At 59.2% G+C, this 14035-nt stretch carries 14 protein-coding genes, 1 tRNA gene and 1 pseudogene; 10 read left to right on the top strand and 6 right to left on the bottom strand.

The features are described from left to right. The 4 genes and pseudogenes from GOX63_RS11000 to GOX63_RS10985 form a co-directional block, all read left to right on the top strand. On the top strand, window positions 1–256 hold a 256-nt coding region (locus tag GOX63_RS11000), incomplete at its 5' end, for a hypothetical protein (RefSeq protein WP_217356195.1). Window positions 257–277: 21 nt separating this feature from the next. Next, window positions 278–721 carry a hypothetical protein gene (locus GOX63_RS10995; protein WP_170326006.1) on the top strand — a complete coding sequence of 148 codons (444 nt, stop codon included), beginning with the start codon at window positions 278–280 and terminating at the stop codon, window positions 719–721. 21 nt (window positions 722–742) lie between these two features. Next, window positions 743–1222 carry an SRPBCC domain-containing protein gene (locus tag GOX63_RS10990; protein WP_170326005.1) on the top strand — a complete coding sequence of 160 codons (480 nt, stop codon included), beginning with the start codon at window positions 743–745 and terminating at the stop codon, window positions 1220–1222. Then, a pseudogene (locus GOX63_RS10985) lies at window positions 1206–1526 on the top strand (NAD-dependent epimerase/dehydratase family protein); the annotation flags it as partial. The gene GOX63_RS10990 and the pseudogene GOX63_RS10985, both read left to right, overlap by 17 nt. Here the strand turns inward: GOX63_RS10985 and GOX63_RS24110 are convergent. Together GOX63_RS24110 and GOX63_RS10980 are read right to left on the bottom strand one after the other, a co-directional pair. Beyond that, the gene (locus GOX63_RS24110) at window positions 1463–1642 is read right to left on the bottom strand and encodes a DUF6538 domain-containing protein (protein WP_367646708.1); all 180 of its coding nucleotides are present in this window, start codon (window positions 1640–1642) and stop codon (window positions 1463–1465) included. The pseudogene GOX63_RS10985 and the gene GOX63_RS24110 sit on opposite strands and share 64 nt — an antisense overlap. A gap of 161 nt (window positions 1643–1803) precedes the next feature. Further along, window positions 1804–1878: transfer RNA gene (locus GOX63_RS10980), tRNA-Gln, on the bottom strand. 420 nt (window positions 1879–2298) lie between these two features. Between GOX63_RS10980 and GOX63_RS10975 the strand changes: the two genes are divergently transcribed. Then, the gene (locus GOX63_RS10975) at window positions 2299–2802 is read left to right on the top strand and encodes a ferritin (RefSeq protein ID WP_170326003.1); all 504 of its coding nucleotides are present in this window, start codon (window positions 2299–2301) and stop codon (window positions 2800–2802) included. Window positions 2803–2840: 38 nt separating this feature from the next. On the opposite strand, the gene GOX63_RS10970 is transcribed toward GOX63_RS10975, so the two are convergent. Further along, the gene (locus tag GOX63_RS10970) at window positions 2841–3308 is read right to left on the bottom strand and encodes an SH3 domain-containing protein (protein WP_254435936.1); all 468 of its coding nucleotides are present in this window, start codon (window positions 3306–3308) and stop codon (window positions 2841–2843) included. 191 nt (window positions 3309–3499) lie between these two features. On the opposite strand from GOX63_RS10970, the gene GOX63_RS10965 reads away from it, so the two are divergent. The 5 genes from GOX63_RS10965 (at window position 3500) to GOX63_RS10945 (ending at window position 11808) form a co-directional block, all read left to right on the top strand. Next, window positions 3500–4486 (top strand): 2-hydroxyacid dehydrogenase, encoded by a 987-nt coding sequence (locus GOX63_RS10965; protein WP_170326002.1) that lies wholly within the window; start codon window positions 3500–3502, stop codon window positions 4484–4486. A 46-nt stretch (window positions 4487–4532) separates the two neighbouring features. After that, a complete protein-coding gene (ggt, locus tag GOX63_RS10960) occupies window positions 4533–6326 on the top strand; it encodes a gamma-glutamyltransferase (RefSeq protein WP_170326001.1) in 1794 nt (597 codons plus the stop codon). A 12-nt stretch (window positions 6327–6338) separates the two neighbouring features. After that, a complete protein-coding gene (locus GOX63_RS10955; protein WP_170326000.1) occupies window positions 6339–7745 on the top strand; it encodes an FAD-binding oxidoreductase in 1407 nt (468 codons plus the stop codon). 130 nt (window positions 7746–7875) lie between these two features. Further along, entirely contained in the window at window positions 7876–9162 is a 1287-nt protein-coding gene (locus GOX63_RS10950; RefSeq protein WP_254435923.1) for a hypothetical protein, read from the top strand. A gap of 138 nt (window positions 9163–9300) precedes the next feature. Beyond that, a complete protein-coding gene (locus GOX63_RS10945) occupies window positions 9301–11808 on the top strand; it encodes a GcvT family protein (protein WP_170545719.1) in 2508 nt (835 codons plus the stop codon). Window positions 11809–11853: 45 nt separating this feature from the next. Here the strand turns inward: GOX63_RS10945 and GOX63_RS10940 are convergent, their stop codons facing one another. From GOX63_RS10940 to GOX63_RS10930, 3 genes are all read right to left on the bottom strand, one after another. Continuing rightward, window positions 11854–12189 (bottom strand): carboxymuconolactone decarboxylase family protein, encoded by a 336-nt coding sequence (locus GOX63_RS10940; protein WP_170325997.1) that lies wholly within the window; start codon window positions 12187–12189, stop codon window positions 11854–11856. Window positions 12190–12258: 69 nt separating this feature from the next. Next, window positions 12259–12912 carry a DUF938 domain-containing protein gene (locus GOX63_RS10935; RefSeq protein WP_170325996.1) on the bottom strand — a complete coding sequence of 218 codons (654 nt, stop codon included), beginning with the start codon at window positions 12910–12912 and terminating at the stop codon, window positions 12259–12261. Beyond that, window positions 12909–13982 (bottom strand): NAD(P)/FAD-dependent oxidoreductase, encoded by a 1074-nt coding sequence (locus tag GOX63_RS10930; RefSeq protein WP_170545716.1) that lies wholly within the window; start codon window positions 13980–13982, stop codon window positions 12909–12911. The genes GOX63_RS10935 and GOX63_RS10930 overlap by 4 nt, the downstream gene beginning before the upstream one ends. Between the last annotated feature and the right edge of the window lie 53 nt (window positions 13983–14035).

Below are 14035 nucleotides of genomic sequence, written 5' to 3'. Positions count from 1 at the left end.
CGAAGCAACGCACGCTAATATGAAGGCACAAGTCGAACAACTGCTGCACTCCAATGAAGACGCTGCGAAGCCATCTCTGTTCGCCGCTTTGTCTGATCAGGTCAAAGGCGGCGAATACTACGGTCCTACAGGCCCCGAAGAGATGAGCGGCAAGACCGGTGTCGCGATCCGCAATCCAATTTGCAACGACCACGAATTGGCCAAGCGTTTGTGGCGTCTCTCGGAAGAGATGACCGGTCAGACATTCGCGATCTGAGGGACGGGGATGAACAGGTTCATGCAGCGCCTCTCGCGGGGGTTCGAGTATCTGATCGTGCTCGCCTCGGTTATTATGCTGGGCTGGGGGCTACTTGGGTCTCTTGAATACTTCACTGGGTTGGCTCCACTCATGCGATTGCAAAACGCGGCCTTCCCGCCGGGCATGCAAACGCTCCATTGGATACTGATCACCGCATCGGGTGCCACCTATCTGGCTGGATACGTCCTGCGCTGGAGCTTCACTCCGATTGCCATGCTGGTCATGTTCACCGCGCTTGCCACGATGTGTGCTGTGCAAACCTTCGACATGTTGGAAAATCCGGATCGCTACCGGAACTTCGCCCAGGAATGCGTCAATTACATCATCATCTCGATCTACCTTTTTCGATCCAAGCGCATGCGGGATCGTTTCGGGCGGATCACAATTGAGGGCGGTGATCGCGCATCACTATTGAGCGCCTGAGGCCGCAACGGAAGGACAGTCATGGAAACCGGATCATCGGAAAAAGTGAACCTCTCACATCACAAAATCCACACCGAAATTGTGATCGATGCGCCGGCGGACCTGGTCTGGTCGGTTCTGACCGACACGGCAAACTACAAGGACTGGGCTGTGTTCCTTGTGGGTATCAAGGGAGAGATCAAGGATGGATCGACAATCACCGTCGACTTTCAGCTTGATTCAGCAAAGGAGAAACTGACCACCTTGGATCACACGATCTCGGTCGTGGAGGGGACGGAGTTTTTCTGGGCTGAGAAGGGGCCGGGTGGCATTCGCGATAACCACCACTTTTGTGTTGAGCCGTTGGAGGGTGGCAAAACTCGCTTCGTACAATCCGATGAAATCATGGGGGGCATCACTTTCCTGATGGGCGGGCGATTGGCAAAGATGTATGTGGAAGGTTACCAAGCTTTCAATCGCGGCTTGAAAGTCGAGGCAGAGCGCCGTGCTCAATCCGCCTGACAAGACAATACGACCACTTGGGCGCGTCCTGCTGACCGGTGCGACTGGGATGGTGGGTACCTCGGTACTTGCGGCATTGCTGAGCGAAAAAACTGCGCGCGAGGTTTTATCGCTTGGCCGCAGGCCGTCCGGTATTGATCACCCAAGGCTGATCGATGCGAGGATTACAGCATTCGGCGAAACCCAATCCATCGAGCCCTATGTCAATGGTATCGACAACGTTTTCCATTGCCTTGCCACCTATTCCACGCGAGTAAGCCGATTGGAATACGAAGAAATTACAGTCGATTGGTTGCGCGCTATTCTGGCGGCCTGCGGGAGGTCGGTTCGCAGCGACAGGCAAAGAAACTGGTCTGGGACCTGGTTTGATATTTTTTTTGGCAGGCGTTTTCGGAAATAGAAAATACGGCCGCGGCGCATGAGGTAGGGGCCGGCATGGTAACGGGGTGTGCGCAACCGACCGCCGGGTCGGTTACTGGTCGGCTGTGTCACAGCATGTGTCACAGTTTCCGAATGCTGTGACACATAGGGTTTTCCGGAGGCTCTGTCGCCCCTTATTTTCCTGGCTTTTCTGGAAAAGGTGGCTGGGGTGGTAGGATTCGAACCTACGATACACGGTACCAAAAACCGCTGCCTTACCACTTGGCTACACCCCAACGGTGAGCGGCTATCTACGATTGTTGTTCGGAGGGTTCAAGAGGCTTTGAGTGAAAAACTTCAGCTTGGAGCAAAAATTATTTGGACCGAGTTCCTGATGGCCCGAAGCTCCGAATTTACGCCCGCCGGTCAACTGTACGATTTGACGTATTGTTGGCGCGAATGGCCACAACTGGGTAAGGTCTTGGCCGGGTAGGTCGAGGCGTCAACCGCTTGTTCTTTACGGCTACCAGGGATTTGGCGGCGGATTGCGTGGGCGCGTGCAAACCATCCGGTGTTGAAAGTGACTTTCACTTGCAGAGGGTCCGGGTAATATACTGAAAAATATTCAAAAAATTTAAGACCAGCGGTTGCGCCAGTTGTTAGGGAAACTTAGCTGTATGATTGACCCCGGCACCCCCTTGAAACAGGAGATGAAGATGAAGTTGAACCCGAATGTCGCAGAAGCGTTGAACCGTCAGATCAACAATGAACTTCACGCATCCTATACGTATCTTGCTATGGCCGCATATTTCGAATCCGAGGACCTGCCCGGTTTCGCGCAGTGGTTTCGTGGTCACTCGGCCGAAGAGGGCACGCATGCCATGCGCATTTTCGACTTTGTGGCCCAGCGTGGTGGGAGAATCGAAATTGACGGGATTTCCAAACCCAAGACGGATTACGCCTCACCGGTTGAAGCGCTGGAATACGCGCTGGCGAACGAGGTTACGGTGACCGGCCAGATCAATGCGCTGTTCGAGCTGGCGCATGAGGTCAAGGAATACAGCACTCAGAACATGTTGAATTGGTTCCTGGCCGAACAGAACGAGGAAGAAGACCTGTTTAGCAAAATCCTCGACCAGACCAAAGCGGCCAACGGCGATCGCTGGAACCTGCTGTTGCTGGACAAGGAAATGGGCACGCGCACTGCCGAGAGTGCATAACAATCATATTGTTCAGGCGGGGCGGCAGGAACGTCCCGCTATTCGCGAACCTCGGCGGGATCAACGCCCCAGAGGTTCGATTTCTGCGCCCAACCACGGTAACCACCGGCCGAGATGTGGCACCAATCCAGGCTGCAACTGCCCAGGCGGGCTACCACGCCGGATTCGAATTTCGCACTGACCTGAGAATTGGAGTCGGGGCTGGTATAGACGGACAGCAGTTCAGATTCGATCAGCACCGTGCGCGCACCGGACAGCAGGGCATAATGGACCCAGCCACCGGCTCCGTCGCGGTCCTGAACCCGGCGCCAGTTGCCGTATTCAGCCGTGATCTGCAGCGGCATTCCGCGCCGTTTGAACACCCAGTCGATTCGATGGGTCAGCGACGGACCGCGGCGTACGTTGCCCTCGGCGGCCTTCATCGAAACATATCGCGGCAGGGGCAGGTTGGTGACGGGGCCGCGCTTGTCCTCTGCGCTGGCGGTCAGAGTGCTCAGCACGACCAGAAATGCGGAGGTGACCGCCAGAAGGCGGCGTTTTACTGGTAGAAAACCACTCACTGACTGTCTGCTCTTGTACCTGTTGATCGGGTTTCGAAAAAAGGTCGTCTCAATGCGTTGGGGTTCTTGTGCCCCGCCTTATCCTGAGCCACGATGCCATGGCGCGCGAGTGATTGCAAAGCGATGGGAGGGCGAAGGTGCCAAGAGAACGTCTGAGTGTTGTCGTTACGCGACGGTTGCCCGAGGCGGTGGAAACCAGGCTGAGCGAGTTGTTCGATGTGCAGTTGCGCGACGATGACACGCCCATGACGCGTGAAGAATTGGTCGCAGCCGTGCAAAGCGCGGATGTCCTTGTGCCCACGGTGACGGATGCCATTGATGGCGGGTTGCTGGGGCAGGCGGGGGACAAGCTGCGCCTGATTGCCAATTACGGGGCCGGGGTCGACAATATCGATGTCGCCACGGCCCGGCAGCGGGGCATTCTGGTCTCGAACACGCCGGGTGTGCTGACCGATGATACCGCGGACATGACCATGGCGCTGATCCTCTCGGTCACTCGCCGAATCCCCGAGGGGCTGTCGGTCATGCAAAAAGGTGACTGGGAAGGCTGGGCCCCGACCGCGTTGCTGGGTGGCCGGATCGGCGGGCGCCGTCTGGGTATCCTGGGCATGGGGCGGATCGGCCAGGCCGTGGCCCGCCGTGCCTCGGCTTTCGGGATGCAGGTACATTATCACAACCGTCGCCGGTTGCGCTCCGAGATTGAGCAAGAGCTTGAGGCGACCTATTGGGAAAGCCTCGACCAGATGGTGGCGCGGATGGACGTAATCTCGATTCATTGCCCGTCTACACCGTCGACCTTTCACCTGATGAATGCGCGGCGGCTGAAGCTGTTGAAGCCATCGGCCGTGATCGTGAATACGTCGCGGGGCGAGGTGATCGATGAAAACGCGCTGACCCGTCAGATTCGCGGAGGCGAGATCGCCGGGGCGGGGTTGGATGTGTACGAGCATGGTACGCATGTGAACCCGCGCCTGCGACAATTGCCGAACGTCGTCTTGTTGCCTCACATGGGGTCGGCCACGCTTGAAGGGCGGATAGAGATGGGCGAGAAGGTCATTATCAATATCAAGACCTTCGAAGACGGGCACCGACCGCCGGATCAGGTTGTGCCATCCATGTTGTGACGCGTTTGCGCCGCAAGGACGACAAACGAATTTTCAGGAGGAAACGATGAAACGAAGTCTGATTTCGGGATTGTTTTTGGCGGCGTTGACGCTGGGTGGCGCGGCGTTCGCGCAGGAGACTGCGGATGCAGTAGCCCCCGAGGGGGCCTCGGACGGGCAGGTTCAGGGCCTGACTGAAGAGGTCATCGCCGCGCTTGAGGCCAAGCTGGCCGGTCAACCAGTGACGTCGCAGAACTGGATGGTTGCGGCTGCGAACCCTCTGGCCGTTGAGGCCGGGGCCAAGGTGCTTCGGGCCGGTGGGTCGGCCGCTGATGCGATGGTCGCCGTGCAGGTCGTGCTGGGGCTGGTCGAGCCGCAATCTTCAGGCCTTGGTGGCGGCGCGTTTTTGGTCTGGTATGACGCTGCAACCGGTAAGCTGACCACGCTGGATGGGCGCGAGACGGCTCCGCTTGAGGCCAACCACCGGCTATTCCACGACGAAAACGGTGAACCGCTGAAGTTTTACGATGCAGTTGTCGGAGGCCTTTCAGTCGGCACCCCGGGCACCCCGGCATTGTTGGAGGAGGCGCACCGGCGCTGGGGCCGCAGCCCGTGGCCCAGCCTGTTTCAGGATGGCATAAAACTGGCCGATGAGGGCTTCCTAGTTTCGCCTCGTCTCGCCACGTTGGTCGAAGCTGATGCCGAGCGTCTGTCGCGGTTCCCGGTGACCGCTGAGTATTTCCTGCCGGGCGGAGAGCCATTGCAGCAGGGTCAGCGGCTGATGAACCCGGACTATGCCGAAACGCTGCGGGTCCTGGCCAGCGAAGGATCGGCGGGGTTCTATGGTGGTGAAATCGCGGCCGGGATCGTCAGCACGGTGCGCGGCGCGCCAGGCAATCCCGGTGTACTGTCCGGTGTCGATCTGGCCCTGTATCAGGTGATCGAGCGCGAGCCGGTCTGCACCGCCTATCGCGCCTATGAAGTCTGCGGCATGGGACCGCCTTCGTCCGGGGCGCTGACGGTCGGGCAGATCCTGGGGATGCTCGAAGGGTATGATCTGGCGGCCATGGGGCCCGAGGATGTGCATTCGTGGCGTCTGATCGGGGACGCGTCGCGTTTGGCCTTTGCGGATCGTGGTCGATACATGGCCGATCATGATTTTGTCCCGATGCCGACGCAAGGTCTGGTGGACCCCGATTACCTCAACGAACGCGGGCAACTGCTGAGCGGCGAAGGCGCGCTGACCGACGTCGCGCCCGGCAACCCGGAATTCGACCACGCGTCGAACTGGGCGGATGACGTGTCGCTGGAACTGCCCTCGACCTCGCATATCTCGATTGTCGATCAGTATGGCAACGTGTTGTCGATGACGACGACCATCGAGAACGGGTTGGGTTCGCGGCTGATGACCAACGGGTTTCTGCTGAACAACGAACTGACCGATTTCTCGTTCAAAACCCACAGCGATGGTGTGCCGATTGCCAACCGTTTGGAGCCGGGCAAGCGTCCGCGCTCGTCCATGAGCCCGACCATCGTGATGCAGGACGGCGCGCCGGTGCTGGCGATTGGTTCTCCGGGCGGCAGCCGGATCATCGGCTATGTGGCCAAATCGATTATCGCTTGGGCCGATTGGGATATGGATGTGCAACAAGCGCTGTCTTTGCCCCATCTCGTGAACCGCTTTGGCACTTATGATGTGGAAAAGGGCACAGCCGCCGAGGGGTATGCCGATGCGCTGATCGGCCTGGGGTTCGAGGTCAAGCTGCGCCATCTGACCTCGGGCCTGCATGCGATTGAAATCGGGGATGTTCTGATCGGTGGCGCAGACCCGCGCCGCGAAGGCATCGCGCTGGGCGAATAAGAGGGGTTCTTCATGGTGCAGGCAGTAACGTTGCCCCGAAACGATGCCGGGATTGAGACAACTGTCGGCATTTTGAAGCAGAAGTTCGGTGATCGTCTGCAGACCGGTCAGGCGATCCGCGAACAGCACGGCCACACGACCACATGGATCGAAAACCAGTCTCCGGACGCGGTGGTGTACCCTCATACAACTGCAGAAGTGTCCGAAATTGTCAAGACCTGTGCCCAGCACAAGGTGCCGGTGATCCCCTTCGGAACCGGCACCTCGCTGGAAGGGCATGTGAACGCTCCGGCCGGTGGGATCTCGGTGGACCTGACCCAGATGAACAAGGTGCTGGCCGTCCATGCAGGCGATCTGGATTGCGTCGTTCAGCCCGGTGTTACGCGCGAGGACCTGAACACCCATCTACGCGATCAGGGCCTGTTCTTTCCCATCGACCCCGGTGCCAATGCCTCGCTGGGTGGAATGGCGGCGACGCGGGCCTCGGGCACCAATGCAGTGCGCTATGGCACGATGAAGGACAATATCCTCAGTCTTGAGGCCGTGATGCCGGACGGGCAGGTCATCCGCACCGGGCACCGGGCCAAGAAATCCTCGGCCGGGTACGACCTGACCCGCCTGCTGATCGGGGCCGAGGGCACGCTGGGTATCATCACAGAGCTCACCCTGCGCCTGCAGGGCATCCCCGAGGCGATCACCTCAGCCCGCTGTTCCTTTCCAACGGTCGATGCCGCCTGTCAGGCGGTGATGATGACGATCCAATACGGCGTGCCCGTGGCGCGGATCGAACTGTTGGATGAACTGTCGGTCAAAGCCGCCAACGCCTATTCCGGGCTGGACCTGCCGGAAACGCCGCTGCTGCTGCTGGAATTCCACGGGTCTGAGGTCGGTGCGGTCGAGCAGGCCGAGACCTTCGGTCAGATCGCCGAAGAATTCGGTGGCGCGGATTTTGCCGCCACCTCGACCACGGAAGAGCGCAACAAACTGTGGCAGGCCCGGCACGACATGTACTGGGCCAGCTTGCAACTGCGTCCCGGCGCGCGTGGTATTTCCACCGATGTCTGCGTTCCCATCTCGCGTTTGGCGGAGTGCGTTGCGACCGCGCAGCAAAAGACGCAGGATCTTGGCCTGCTGGCTCCGATTGTCGGGCATGTGGGGGACGGAAACTTTCACACTCTGCTGCTGATTGACATGGAAAACGCGGATGAGGTCGCCAAGGCCGACGGTTTTGTCGGCTGGTTGAACGATCTGGCGATCTCGATGGAGGGGACCTGTACCGGTGAACACGGAATCGGGCAGGGCAAGCGGCCCTATCTGGTCAAGGAACTGGGGCCAGCAGTCAGCTTTATGGGGGCGATAAAGATGGCATTGGACCCGGATAACATCATGAATCCGGGGAAAATTCTGCCGTCCGAATAGCTATGGTTCACGCCGAATTTCCGGCGCCTCAGCCATAAGACCGCCCCAATTTGGTTCTATCTTTCGCGAAAACGAGCAGTGATTGATTTCGGATATTCAGATGGACGGTTTGCGGGTTTTGGGGTTTGTGATGATCATAGTCTTGGTCATCATCGGTCTGGACTATTATCAACAGGACAAAAAACACGAAGGCACCTTGTCCGCCAATGGCTATGTGGACACGATCAAGCATCGCTTCGCGAAACAGCAGGTCGAGCGTGATGCCAAAGCCGCCGAGCGGGAACGCGAGAAGCTGTGGAAAGCGGGCGCAAAACCCTATCTTCCCGCCTCCACCAAAAGATGGTCCCGGTTCGAGTTGACGGATACGGATAACGAAGCCGTTGCGACTGCGATCTCAAAATATGCCATGACGCCTCTGGTTAGTTCCATTTCGAACACGGCAGAGCTGATAAGCCTGACCAACAGTGGCAAAGACGGCATTCTGCGCAAACTCAGCAAGACGGGTGCAGTCTATGGACAAGGTGAGGAAATCGCCTGGTTCGATATCAGCCTCAAACCGGAATCGGCGCGCAATACGCTGGCCGGAATTGCTCTGTCCCGTCAGCAGAATTTCATGGATCATGCCGTGATCAAGAAAGGGTTCGCCGTTATCGATGGTGTCGCGTTCATTGAAGTTACCCAGGACACGACATCTCCGACCGGTGCGCTCGCATACCGTAAGATCACTGGGCGGATCGGGATCGATGAAGAGGTTGTGCTCCGGTTGCACACCAATGCCAGCGACGCCTCGATCCGGGAGCTCTTGGGTGCGGTAGACTATGCGGCCCTCAACGCTTTGCTGACTTATCCTTCTCCTGTCGTCGGGCAGGGGATATCGGTGACACTGGCCAGACAGCCGGAGGTCGCCGAGAAAATGGACCGTCTGTATTCCAAAATGAAGATAGTTCAGGAAAAGACAACCAACGAAAAGCTGAAGAATCTGGATTTCGCCGCAGTGATGGTGAACACGATGACAGCATCGGGGTTCAACAGCGAAGGCCTGATGGACATCACCGGCGGAGAGGTCTTCGAAAATCAGGACGTCCTGCAAATCGGTTATGGCCGGGCGCAGAAGTTGCTGCTGGACGCGGATATACGTCGTGCGGCGTTGGAGTACGGGGCTGAAACGGACACCGCGCTCGTGAATGACGCGATCGAACTGGATGTCGCAGCAAAGGATGAAGCCGCCGAACAGGACGCGCCGGGCTTTTTCGATCGGCTGAAAGACAAGCTGCCGGCTTTTGATGCGTCGGAACCCAAGCCGGCCGCTGCAAAACCTGCAACAAACAATCAGCCGGTGCGCGTGCACAAAGGCGGGGTGGGTAGCGGTTGTGCCAAGGTCGGCAGCATCAAGCGGTGTTCGGTCACCGGGCAATAGGGGCAAAAAACGACGAATCCGGTGGTCATCAGCGGCAGCGGGGTCGTTTTCCTTCTCTCACTGGTCGGATGAATGTCGCGCCGATGGTATCTATTGCGCCATATGGTTCCAACAGATTCCAAGGAGAGACGTCCGGTTATGAAAACCCAAGTCAAAGCACTGGTCGTTGGCGGCGGCGCCGTCGGGACCTCGATTGCCTATCACCTGGCCAAAGCGGGCTGGGACGATGTGATGTTGATCGAACGGGACGAGCTGACGTCCGGGTCCACCTGGCACGCAGCGGGCCTGTTGCCGCTGTTCAACATGTCCTATGCGACAACCCACATCCACAAATACTCGGTCGACTTCTACAAGACGCTTGAGGAAGAGACCGGCCTGAACGCGGGTTTCGCCGTGGTTGGCAACCTGCGTATGGCGCAGACGCAAGAACGTATGGACGAATACATGCTGTATGCGTCCACAGCCGAGACCTGTGACGTGGCCTATGAATGGCTGACGCCTGAGCAGATCAAGGAACGCTGGCCGCTGATCGAAACCTCGGACCTGAAGGGTGCTATCTACCACACCGAAGATGGCTACATTAACCCTGCCGACGTGACGCAGGCGATGGCCAAGGGTGCCCGCCAGCGTGGCGTAGACATCGTCCGCAAGATGCAGGCCGATGCCTTCCACTGGAACGGCACCCATTGGGAAGTCACCTGCACCAAGATGGTCGAGAAGGGCGGCAACCTCGTTCCGTCAGATGAGCAGGTGGTTATCACCGCCGAGCATGTCGTGACCGCATCGGGCAACCATGCGCAGCGCACCGCCAAGATGCTGGGCATCAAAATGCCCGCGATCCCGGTTGAGCACACCTTTATCGTCATGGACAAAGACCCCGAGCTGGTCAAATGGCGTGAAGCGGGCAACCCCGAGCACCCCGTTGTGCGTGACGCTGACAACGAATCTTATGCACGTGAAGAGCGTGGCGGCTGGATTCTGGGTATCTACGAACACGGCGCGCCCGCGCAGTTCGAACACGGCGTGCCGGACAGCTTCCGCGCGGACCTGTTCCCGCTGGATCTGGACCGGATTGCCGATCAATACATGGCGATGGCAGAGCGTGTGCCGTCCTGCGCCGAATCCGGCCTGAAAGACGATTTCAACGGCCCGATCTGCTATACCCCCGACGGCAACCCGCTGGTTGGTCCGGCTCCGGGCCTGCGCAACATGTGGCTGGCCGAAGGCTTCTCGTTCGGCATCACCGCCGCAGGCGGCACCGGTTACTATCTGGCCCAGATGATGGTCGATGGCGAAGCCGAGATCGACATGGCCTCGCTGGACCCCAAACGCTACAGCAGCAACTGGATGACCACCGAGTTCGCGGCGCGCAAGAACGAAGAGTGCTATGAGCACGTCTACATCCTGCACCACCCGGATGAAGAGCGCGCAGCTTGCCGTCCGCTGCGGACCGTTCCGGCTTATGACCGTCAGAAAGCGCGCGGCGCACAGTTTGGTTGGGTTAACGGTTGGGAACGCCCCAACTACTTTGGCCCGATCGATGCGCCTGAGAACTTCGACGAGGAAAGCCGTTCCTTCCGCCGTGGTAACTGGTGGCAGTACGCCGTCGAAGAAGCCAAAGCGATCCGCGAAGGCGTTGGCCTGATCGACGCGTCGGCCTTCACCAAGCATGTCGTCAAAGGCCCCGGTGCAACCCAGTTCCTGGATTGGTTCACCTGCAACAAGCTGCCCAAGGTCGGTCGTATCAACCTGACCTACGCGCTGACATCGAACGGCACCACTCGCACCGAATACACCATCGTCCGCAATGGCGAGAACAACTACTACATCGTCTCTGCTGGTGCCTGGACCGAGTACGACGCCGACTACCTGCGTAAGGCGGCCGAGGACAAGATGGAGGAGTTCGGCTACATCGAGATCCAGGACGTGACCACCCAGTGGGGCGTTTTTGCCATCGCCGGACCCAAATCGCGTGACGTTCTGAAAGAGGTCATCAACGACGCCGATCCGGAAACCGCGCTGTCCAACAAGCGCTTCCCGTGGCTGTCGGCCCGTCAGATCGAACTGGGTATGTGCCCGGTCAACGCGATCCGCGTGGCCTATACCGGTGAGCTGGGCTGGGAACTGCACCACCCGATCGAGATGCAGAACTACCTGTTCGACCTGCTGGAAAAAGCCGGTGAGAAGCACGGCATGAAGCTTGTCGGTGCACGTGCCCAGAACTGGCTGCGTCAGGAGAAATCCTATCGCGCCTTCGGCACCGAGCTGGGCCGCGACGCAACCCCGCTGGAAGCCGACCTGCCGCGCTTTGTCGACCTGTCGAAAGACTTCTACGGCAAGGCCAAGCTGGAAGAGACCGGTGTGCGCGTGAAGTGCTGCACTCTGCTGATCGACGGACCGGACGATGCCGATCCGTGGGGCCGCGAAGCGCTGTACACACCGGAAGGTGAACGTGTGGGTCGTCTGACCTCGGGCGGCTATTCGGTTGCCTTCGAGAAATCCATCGGCATGGGCTATGTGAAGCCTGAGCTGGCGGTCGAAGGCACCAAGCTGCAGGTCAAGATTCAGGATAAACTGTGGGACGCGGTCGTCACCTGCGACAGCCCCTACGATCCGAAGAACGAAACCATCCGTAAGGACGGCTAAACAAACAAAGGCCCCGGAACAGTCCGGGGCCTTTTGCTTTTAGGATCAGGCGTTCAGTTCGTCGTAGCATTCCAACGCCTTGGCGGCATACATCATCGACGGGCCGCCACCCATCTGCACGGCCATTGCCAGCACATCGGAAAACTCCTCTCGCGTTGCGCCCGCTTTGACCAGCGCTTCGGTGTGAAGCGTGATGCAGGGTTCGCACCGGATCGCGATGGACATGCCTAAGGCGATGAACTCCTTGGTCTTGTAGTCCAGCGTTCCACCCTGTTTGACCGCAGCGCTCAGCGCGCCGAAGGCACGGGCGGCATCGGGTATCGCGCCGTTGAGGTTGCGCAGACCATTGCGCGTGTCTTTGATCTTGTTCTGCCAGCTCATGTCATTATTCCATTTAACATTAGATAAATGGAATATGTTGTAGAGCGCTCAGCCTAGCCTTGATTTTGATCAGGTGCTGGAATATTCCGCGACGAATGCCAGATTGTTGGCGGGCATCTCGACAATCTTAAGGACGGTCAGGTTCTGGGCGGCCATCCAGGCGGCGATATCTTCGTCATTCTTGTAGCCGATTTCGGCGTCCTGCTGGACCAGCGCGTCATGGAACCTCTGGTCGCCATCGCTTGTCAGCTGGCCCGAGCGTTTGAACGGCCCGTAGAGGATGAACCTTCCCCCAGCAGTCAGCGCCTGTGCGGCTTCGGCAATCAGCACCTGAGTTTCCGCCCAGCTGATCAGATGCACCAGATTGATCAGGATGATCAGGTTCTGGCCGGTGAATGCCTCATGCCAGCCTTGCGCCGTTGCGTCCAGCGCGACGGCGTCGGCGACGTTGGGCAGGTCGGCGGCATAAGCGTCGATGCTGGCGCGCCGGTCGGGTTCCACCTCAGTCGGTTGCCAATTCACGCCGGGCAAGGCGCGGGCAAAGGCGCTGACATGCTGGCCGGTTCCGCTGGCAATCTCAAGCGCCTGACCGGTCGTTGGGGCCCATTGCGCAAGCAGGTCACACAGCGCCTCGGCGTTGCGGGTCGCTGCGGGTGCAACCAGTCGTCCGTTCTGTCCTTCGGTAGCGACGCTGGCATTGGACGGCAGGGATCGTTTGGTCATAGGCGCAACCTTTCCGGGCTGAGGGCTGCAATCGTTTCTGCATCCAGTTCCGGCGTCGCACCGATCACGAGGTCCGCCACCAGTTGCGACGCGGCGGGAGAGGACTGGAACCCGTACCCGCCCTGACCTGCGGCCCAGATAAATGTCGGATCAGCCGGGTCCGGCCCCAGTACAAGGGTTCCATCGGGCGCAAAGCTGCGCAACCCCGCCCAGTTCGTTTCGACCCGCGTGACGGGCTCGGTGACCATCTCTTCGTACCGGGCCAGACCTTCGGCCAGAACCATATCGTCGGCATAAGCATCATGCGGTGACACCGGCTCGGCCTCGGACGGAGAGACCAGCAGCTTGCCCGCATCAGGCTTGGCATACCACGTCTCACCCACGCCCAGCATCATGGGCCATCCCCGAACGTCATGCCCGCCCGGCGCAGGCAGGCGCGCCATCGACCTACGTTTCGGAATGATCCCAATCGGGTTGATTCCGGCCATTCCGGCAATCTCGTCCACCCAGGCACCTGCGGCATTGATCAGAGTGCGGGCTTCGTAATTGCCTCCGGCCTCGACAATCCAGTGGGGGTCCTTGCGAATGGCAGTGACTCTGGCCTTGGTCAGAACCTCGCCGCCATTGCCGCGAATGACGCGGGCGAAGTCCTGCAGCAACCTGTCCGTGTCGATGTCGTACGCTGCGTTGCTGATCGCGGCAAAACCCAGCGTCTCAGGGTTCAGGATCGGCACGCGGACCTGCGCGTCGTCCGTGGAGATGACCTGCATGTTCAGATCTGCCACGTCCTGTTCGAATGCTTCACCCTGACCCTTGTGCCCCACCAGCATCAATCCACGCGGAGTCAGATACCCACCGTTTTCGGTGTGCATGAATTCGGAGCTGGCCTTGTTCAGCGCTACAACCGACGGCGGCCCATAGCTTTCTTCGAACAACGCGGCCGAACGGCCCGAGGCGTGATAACCCAGCGCATCTTCGGCCTCGAGCACGGTCACCTTCCCGTGCTGCGACAGCCGCGCCCCAGTACTGAGACCCGCGATGCCGCCGCCGACAATCAGAAAATCAATCATGTTCATCCTTCCGGTCACCTACTGTGTGCTAGGGACGTAAACGCTTGCAAACA

This window comes from Ruegeria arenilitoris, from assembly GCF_013031355.1.
In the GTDB taxonomy this organism is placed as follows: Bacteria; Pseudomonadota; Alphaproteobacteria; order Rhodobacterales; family Rhodobacteraceae; genus Ruegeria; species Ruegeria arenilitoris_C.
The sequence above is the reverse complement of the archived record's forward strand: the minus strand, read 5'-3'. Positions and strand labels throughout refer to the sequence as shown.